Source organism: Microcoleus sp. FACHB-1515 (assembly GCF_014696105.1).
GTDB lineage: Bacteria > Cyanobacteriota > Cyanobacteriia > Elainellales > Elainellaceae > JAAUTJ01.
The window spans coordinates 313,817-320,470 of the sequence record NZ_JACJPO010000038.1; the positions used below are offsets into that span (position 1 = coordinate 313,817).

The following is a 6,654-nucleotide window of genomic DNA, read 5'->3' on the forward strand; positions in this document are numbered from 1 at the left end:
AGTGTTAGAAGAATTCCAAATATCGATCGACTTCCCACTGCGAAACATGGCGCATATATTCAACCCATTCCATCTGTTTGAGCGAGATAAATTCGTCAGCGAGAACGCCGAGGCCGTTTTTGATCACGGAGTCAGAATCGAGGGCATCAATCGCTTCTTTCAAGTTCTGTGGCAGGGTGCGAATGCCTTTTTCTTCGAGTTGAGCAAGCGTGAGATCATACAGGTTGACGTTAAGCGGTTCACCCGGATCAATTCCGTTCTCAATTCCGTCTAAACCTGCGGCGATTACGGCAGCAGCAGCGAGATACGGATTGCAAGAACCGTCAGCCAAACGCAATTCTAATCGGCCACCAGGAGCGCGAACGAGGCTCGATCGATTGTTGTCGCCGTAGCTGATGAATGCAGGTGCCCAAGTTGCACCGCTGAGCGATCGACCCACGACAAGCCGCTTGTAAGAATTAATTGAAGGCGCACAAATTGCCGTTAAAGCAGGAGCATGAGCAAGCAATCCGCCTAAGAAGTGATAGCCCAGTTTTGACAGGCTCAAATTGCGGCGATCGCTGTCATCTTCAAACAGATTGCTTGTGCCATCGGAGATCGATAAATGCATGTGCATTCCGGTTCCGGTTCGATTCGCGAATGGTTTGGGCATGAATGTTGCAATTAAGCCCATTTCTTTCGCGATTTCCGATGCGGCCATTTTGAAGAAAATGTAGCGATCGGCTGAAGTCAAGCAGTCCGTATAGGTGTAGTTGATTTCAAACTGTCCGTTCGCGTCTTCATGGTCAATTTGATAGACATCAAAGCCTGCTTTTTGCAGACAATCTACCAGCTTTTCGATGAAGGCGCGACTGCGAGACAAGCCTTTGTAGTCGTAGCAAGGCTTTTCTAAAGTGTCAGTTGCATCAGCAGGAAAAATGTGTCCCTGTTCGTCTTTTCGCAGGAGAGAAAATTCTGGTTCAATGCCAACATTGAGCGTCCAACCTTTTTCTTGAAGCCGCTGAAGCTGCTTCATCAAAACGAAACGAGAATCGTAGGGATACGGCTCGCCTTTGACGTTGCCGACGCAGACCATGCGGGCAAATCCAGGCATCCAGGGCACGATCGACAGCGTACTCGGATCGCCAACCGCCATGAAATCCGGGCTGTTGGGCTTCTGCGCCAATCCCCAGACAGCAAATCCAGCAAAGCCTGCGCCCGGATCGAGAATGTCTTCGTAGTGCGAGGCGGGAACGGCTTTTGTCTTCGCGGTGCCGTGAATATCGACAAATTGCGCCAGGATAAATTTTACCTGATTGTCTTCTAAAAATTGCTTGGCTTCTACGGGTGTCATTCAACTCCTCCTGGATTTGCTACTAAAAATTCGACTGAAAAAATCGATCGATTCCAACCACACCGCCGCCCATCTCAGCAGCAATTTCTAACAACGTCTGCCAGAAATAAGCGCCAAACGTGCCGTCGCACCAGATGCGATAAGTTTCTGCACCTGGAATGATTGTGACTGCCACACCAATCATCGATGTGAGAACAACCGGAGTTTCTGCCAACGATAGAGCACCAAAGTTAACGTTACAGGTTTGCCTAAGCAGTTCATCGATCGAATTTCCACAGAGGGCGATTGCCAAATCCTGCCGCAAAACCGGATACACCCTAGCCGGAACAGATTGACAACTCAATCGGGCTGAAACATTGCTCTCTAAGCTGTCCTCAATCAAAAATTCGCTGATCCCCAGACGGGCGATGATGCCGCCTTCCGGTAGTGATAGCCACGAATTGGGGCGATCGGGCACGGGCAAACCTTGATCCCGCAGCCAGTCCGCCGCGCCTGCACCCTTAAAGCCGCAGCGGGTCAGGCAGGATAGATCGGCTATTTCTAAGGCGGGGTAATTTTCCTCAACTCTAGTCAGGCAGGGCATTCCGTTAATTTCGCGCCAGTTTCCTTTCACGGATTGGAGGCGATCGAATATTGGACTGAGGCGAATTGGCGTTTTCATACCTTCACCTCCTCGCGGATTGCGGTTTCCTTCTGGCGCAGATTTTCTGGATCGTAGAACGGCGTTGGGGTGATGGTGGCGGTGACGATCGAACCGTTCGATCTCCGGATTGCGAAGGAACCGCGATCGACTAATTCGGGTTTCACGTAGGCCAAACCGATGAAGCGATCGAGCGTCGGGCTGAAGGCGATGCTAGTGACGCGGCCTGCAATTTCATCGTTGTCAATGACCAAATTGCATTCTTGAGGTGGCGCTTCAGAAGGATCGATCGAGAACCCGACCAGCTTTTGCTTGAGCGGCTTGCGATTCACGATCTGCAAACTGCGCTGGCCGATGAAAAACGGCTTATCCATCTTCACCGCCCATTCCAGCCCAGCCTCGCGTGGTGTCGTCAGTCCGTCCGTATCTTGGCCGATGATGACATGGCCTTTTTCCAATCGCAAAAGCCGTTGCGCCTCGACTCCAAACGGGCGAATTCCCTCAGACTGACCTGCTTCGATCAGCGCATCCCACAAAGCCGGAGCCGATTCCGCTGCGACGTGAATTTCGTAGCCCCATTCGCCCACAAAACCGACACGCATCAGAATCGCGGGAATTCCGGCGATCGTGCCCTCCCGCACTCCCAAATAGGGAAAGGCGGAAAGATCGAGATCGGTGAGTTTGGCGAGAACAGAACGAGCGTGGAAACCTGCGAGATTGAGGCTCGATCGCGCCCCCGTCAAATTCACAATGCCGCAATCTAACTGCCACATCGTATTCAGGCGCGACAATTCTCGATAAATATTTGCCGCTCCCGAAGTCGTGGTTGTGAAGTAGAAATGTTCCGCACCTAATCGCGCAATCACGCCGTCATCGAGAATCACGCCCGACTCGTCCAGCATCAGAGCATAGCGCGACATCCCAACTTTCAAATTGGCATAACGTCCGGTATAGATGCGCTCTAGAAATTCCGCCGCATCTTTGCCGCGCACCTCCAGTTTTCCTAACGTGCCGACATCGATCAGACCGACTTGCTTTCGGACAGTTTCGGCTTCTTGGCGAATGCACTCTTTGCGGCTGAATCCTGATCGCCCATAGTATTCCGGTCGCTGCCACAAGCCCGATCGCATGAATTTCGCGCCTAAAGCGGCGTGGCGATCGTGCAGTGGCGTCCGGCGTTCCGGCGAAAAACCGCGTCCGGCCAAGTGCGAAAGCGGCACGGGATGAAAGAACGGTCGGGCAGTGGTTGTGCCGATTTGTTCGATCGGATTTCCGGTAATTCGCGCCAAAATCCGCAGCGCATTCATGTTCGAGTGCTTACCCTGACTTGGCCCCATGCCCACAGTCGTAAAGCGCTTCAGCAGTTCAATATTGTCAAAGCCTTCTTGCGCGGCGTTGTAGAAATCCTTTAGCTGCAAGTCTTCATCGAAATCGACAAAGTTTTTGCCTTTGGGGTGAGGGGCGATACCGTTCCGCAAGCTCGCGATCGGCCAGGGGTGCGAGGGTGATTCGTTTGGTTGGCTGCGGTTCGGGTTTGGTTTGCCCCCTAAATTCCCCACGAGTGGGGGGTTGGGGGGCTGAGTGGTCTGCTCGGTAGGCGAGGCAAATCCCAAAAACTCCGCCGCTTCGCGTCCGGCTCGATCGCCATCCCGCCACTTTTCCTCAAACCCAAACACGCCATTCACGCGCCCGCAGGCAAACACGCCCGCAGGCAAAACGGCAGGAACAAACTGCTGCAAGCCTTCATCAAAGCGCATCTTCGTTCCCGCCTGATACAGCAGATTTGCCGCAGGCGACCAGCCAACACTCATGATAATTCCATCGCAGGAAATCGATCGCTTCCCTCCAACAGAATTGCCTTCAGAATCGATCTGACAAATCACCGCACTCGCCACGCCATCACCAGCGGGATTCGGTTTCGCCTCATCGATGCAGTGACCGGGAAATACGGAAATGTTTCGCGATCGCGCCTCCTGCACTAAATCAGCAGGCGGATTCTCGCGCAGATCCACGATCGCCTCTACGCTCACGCCATTCGCCGCTAAATCCCACGCCGCCCGATAGCCATCGCGATTTGCCACCAGGCAAACGGCTCTTTGCATCGGCTGAATGGCGTAACGGTAGATTAATCGCTGCGCGGCAGAAGCGAGCATCACGCCCGGAAGGTCATTGTTGCGGAAAACGGCAGGCTGCTCATAGGCTCCGCTAGCAACGATCGTGGCTTTCGATCGCATCTTGATCAGGCGATCGGATTGCACGAGCGGAACCCAGTGATCGGCATAATAGGCGGCGGCTTGCGTTTCGGTATAGAGACGGATGCGTAGATGTTGGGCGATCGCGTTGAGCAGTTCGGTGGTGCGATCGCTCTCTCCGCCTCGCTGATAGCTGCCTGATCCGCCAACCTTGGTATTCTCATCAACAATGACGACATCCGCACCTGCTTCTGCGGCAGCGAGTCCTGCGGCCAATCCCGACACGCCTGCCCCAATCACCAAAACATCACAGAAGTCGTAGCGCTTCGGGGTGCGAATGTGCGGCGTTGAAGCTTCAGCTTCGCCAAGTCCGCTGATCGTGCGAATCAGGCGTTCCCAGAAGGGAAACTGTTTTTTGTTATGAAAGGCTTTGTAATAGAAGCCAACGGGAAGAAAGGGTGAAAGAAAATTGAGAACGCTGGCGCGATCGCCCCTCACACCTCCAAACGTATTCACCGCTTCAAGCTGCATTTCTGCCGCCAATGGTGTTACATCTGCTCTAACATTTAACTGCTCACCAAGCTGCATCAAAGCATTAATATCGTGATTGGCAAAACTGAGAATTCCGCGAGGTCGATGATACTTAAAACTGCGCCCTAAAATATGCTGACCCGATGCCCACAAAGCGCTGCTAATTGTGTCACCTTGGAAGCCTTGAAAGCGTTGACCTTCAAACGTAAAGCCGATCGACTGGGTGCGATCGATCCACTCCCCTTGAATCGGAGGAAGTCGTTTCATACTGCCTCCCTGCTGTACAAATAGGTACGCAAAATTTCGTCGGTTTGCGTGTTGCGATCGACCAGAAACCAAGTATTGCTCGGCATGTGACACCACCATTCTTGTTTGATTCCGGCTGCACCATTGCGATTGAAAACATAATCCGCCCAAGCTGCATCATCCACTGTTTGCAGGTCAGGCATCGATCGATATTCCCCGCCGTAAAAAAACTCTGAAATTGGTCTTGCCCCATTCACAGGACAGGTCATGATTTTCATAATTAATGTCCGACTGAAGCCGCGCCTTTTTCACCCACTAGCGCGTAGTTTGTGAAGCGATCGAGCGAAAAATCTTGGATCAAATCGTGATTGCGATCGTTCGCCACCGTATATGCCATCGTTTTTCCGGCTACCGGAGTCGCCTTAAAGCCCCAAGTGCCCCAGCCCGAATCGAGATAGAAGCCGTCGATCGCCGTTTTGCCCATGATCGGCGCAAAATCCGGGGTCATGTCGGCCATGCCTGCCCACTGGCGCACGACTTTGACGTGAGAGAGGAAGGGGAACAGTTCGAGCATGTGGGCGGCCAAACCTTCGACAAAATCGAGGGTCGATCGCGTCAAGTGCAGTTCATACGGGTCAAGCGATGCGCCCATCACCAGTTCGCCTCGTGCCGTTTGGCTGACATAAACATGCAGACTGCCCGAAACGATGATCGGATCGAGCCATGCCTTCATCGGTTCGCTCACCATTGCTTGCAAGGGATGGACGTAGAGGGGCGATCGCAGTCCAACCATGTCTAAAATGCGCGGCGTTGATCCGGCAACGGCACACAATACTTTGGGTGTGGAGATGTAGCCGCGACTCGTTTGAACTCCGGTAATTTGGTTCGATCGCACCGTGATCCCCAACACTTCAGTTTGCTGATGAATTTCGATGCCGCGCTGATCCGCTCCACGTCCGTAGCCCCACGCGATCGCATCATGGCGGGCAATGCTTCCGGGCGCGTGATAGAGCGCTCCCAGAATCGGGGCGTGACCGCCGCAGCTTAGATCCATATGCGGACAGGCTTTTCGGATTTCTTCAGGTTCAACCAGTTCGCTGTCGATGCCGTAATGCTTGTTGACTTCGGCTCGCCAGCGCATCGTGCGGACGGCGGCATCGGTGTGCGCGAGAGTGAAGTGTCCGCGTGTTGAATAGAACAGATTTAGGTCGAATTCTTGGGATAAATCTTGCCACAGCCGGACGGATTGGTCGTAGAATTTGACGCCTTCGGGTGTGAGGTAGTTCGCTCGAATAATCGTCGTATTCCGCCCGGTATTGCCGCCGCCGATGTAGCCTTTTTCGAGGACGGCAACACTGGTCATACCGTGATCGCGAGCCAGATAGTAAGCTGCGGCCAGCCCGTGACCGCCCGCGCCGATGATCACGGCATCGTAGCTCGCTCGCACAGCGTCGTGCTGCCGAAACATTCGCGATTCCGGGTGCTGGGAGGACAAGCCAAATTTGAGCAGACGCAGCGGCATCAGTTTCCTAGCAGGAATCTTTCGTGAATATCATGCAGCAGATGTTTCATGCTTGTCAACAAAGTTTCTTGATATGATAGGGCAAACGCATCTTATTGAGCTAGAACCTTCGCTAAGTAATCATTGTTCCAGCCAGCCTTCTTGCGCTTGGCCTTGACTCCACCTTTAGCCGTCTGCTCATGACTCAACA

The 6,654-nt window shown here is 53.3% G+C and carries 5 protein-coding genes; all 5 read right to left on the reverse strand.

Going from position 1 to position 6,654, the window contains the following annotated elements; translation table 11 throughout:
• Window positions 1-4: 4 nt before the first annotated feature.
• The 5 genes from glnT to H6F67_RS13995 are packed head-to-tail and all read right to left on the reverse strand — an operon-like array spanning window position 5 to window position 6,464.
• Complete coding sequence (gene glnT, locus H6F67_RS13975; protein WP_190767205.1) at window positions 5-1,333, reverse strand: type III glutamate--ammonia ligase; 1,329 nt, start codon at window positions 1,331-1,333, stop codon at window positions 5-7.
• A 22-nt stretch (window positions 1,334-1,355) separates the two neighbouring features.
• Window positions 1,356-1,994, reverse strand: a complete 639-nt coding sequence (locus H6F67_RS13980; RefSeq protein WP_190767206.1) for a methylglutamate dehydrogenase — start codon at window positions 1,992-1,994, stop codon at window positions 1,356-1,358.
• Entirely contained in the window at window positions 1,991-4,963 is a 2,973-nt protein-coding gene (locus H6F67_RS13985; protein ID WP_190767207.1) for a 2Fe-2S iron-sulfur cluster-binding protein, read from the reverse strand. Before H6F67_RS13985 ends, H6F67_RS13980 begins: the two co-directional genes overlap by 4 nt.
• The gene (locus H6F67_RS13990; RefSeq protein ID WP_242020624.1) at window positions 4,960-5,211 is read right to left on the reverse strand and encodes a sarcosine oxidase subunit delta; all 252 of its coding nucleotides are present in this window, start codon (window positions 5,209-5,211) and stop codon (window positions 4,960-4,962) included. The genes H6F67_RS13985 and H6F67_RS13990 overlap by 4 nt, the downstream gene beginning before the upstream one ends.
• A gap of 11 nt (window positions 5,212-5,222) precedes the next feature.
• On the reverse strand, window positions 5,223-6,464 hold the full coding sequence (locus H6F67_RS13995; protein WP_190767209.1) for an FAD-dependent oxidoreductase: 1,242 nt from the start codon (window positions 6,462-6,464) through the stop codon (window positions 5,223-5,225).
• Window positions 6,465-6,654 lie beyond the last annotated feature (190 nt).

Bases quoted from the DNA above. Each gene is read 5' to 3' on its own strand.
- glnT (WP_190767205.1), bottom strand. From the start codon at position 1,333: ATGACACCCGTAGAAGCCAAGCAATTTTTAGAAGACAATCAGGTAAAA.
- H6F67_RS13980 (WP_190767206.1), bottom strand. From the start codon at position 1,994: ATGAAAACGCCAATTCGCCTCAGTCCAATATTCGATCGCCTCCAATCC.
- H6F67_RS13985 (WP_190767207.1), bottom strand. From the start codon at position 4,963: ATGAAACGACTTCCTCCGATTCAAGGGGAGTGGATCGATCGCACCCAG.
- H6F67_RS13990 (WP_242020624.1), bottom strand. From the start codon at position 5,211: ATGACCTGTCCTGTGAATGGGGCAAGACCAATTTCAGAGTTTTTTTAC.
- H6F67_RS13995 (WP_190767209.1), bottom strand. From the start codon at position 6,464: ATGCCGCTGCGTCTGCTCAAATTTGGCTTGTCCTCCCAGCACCCGGAA.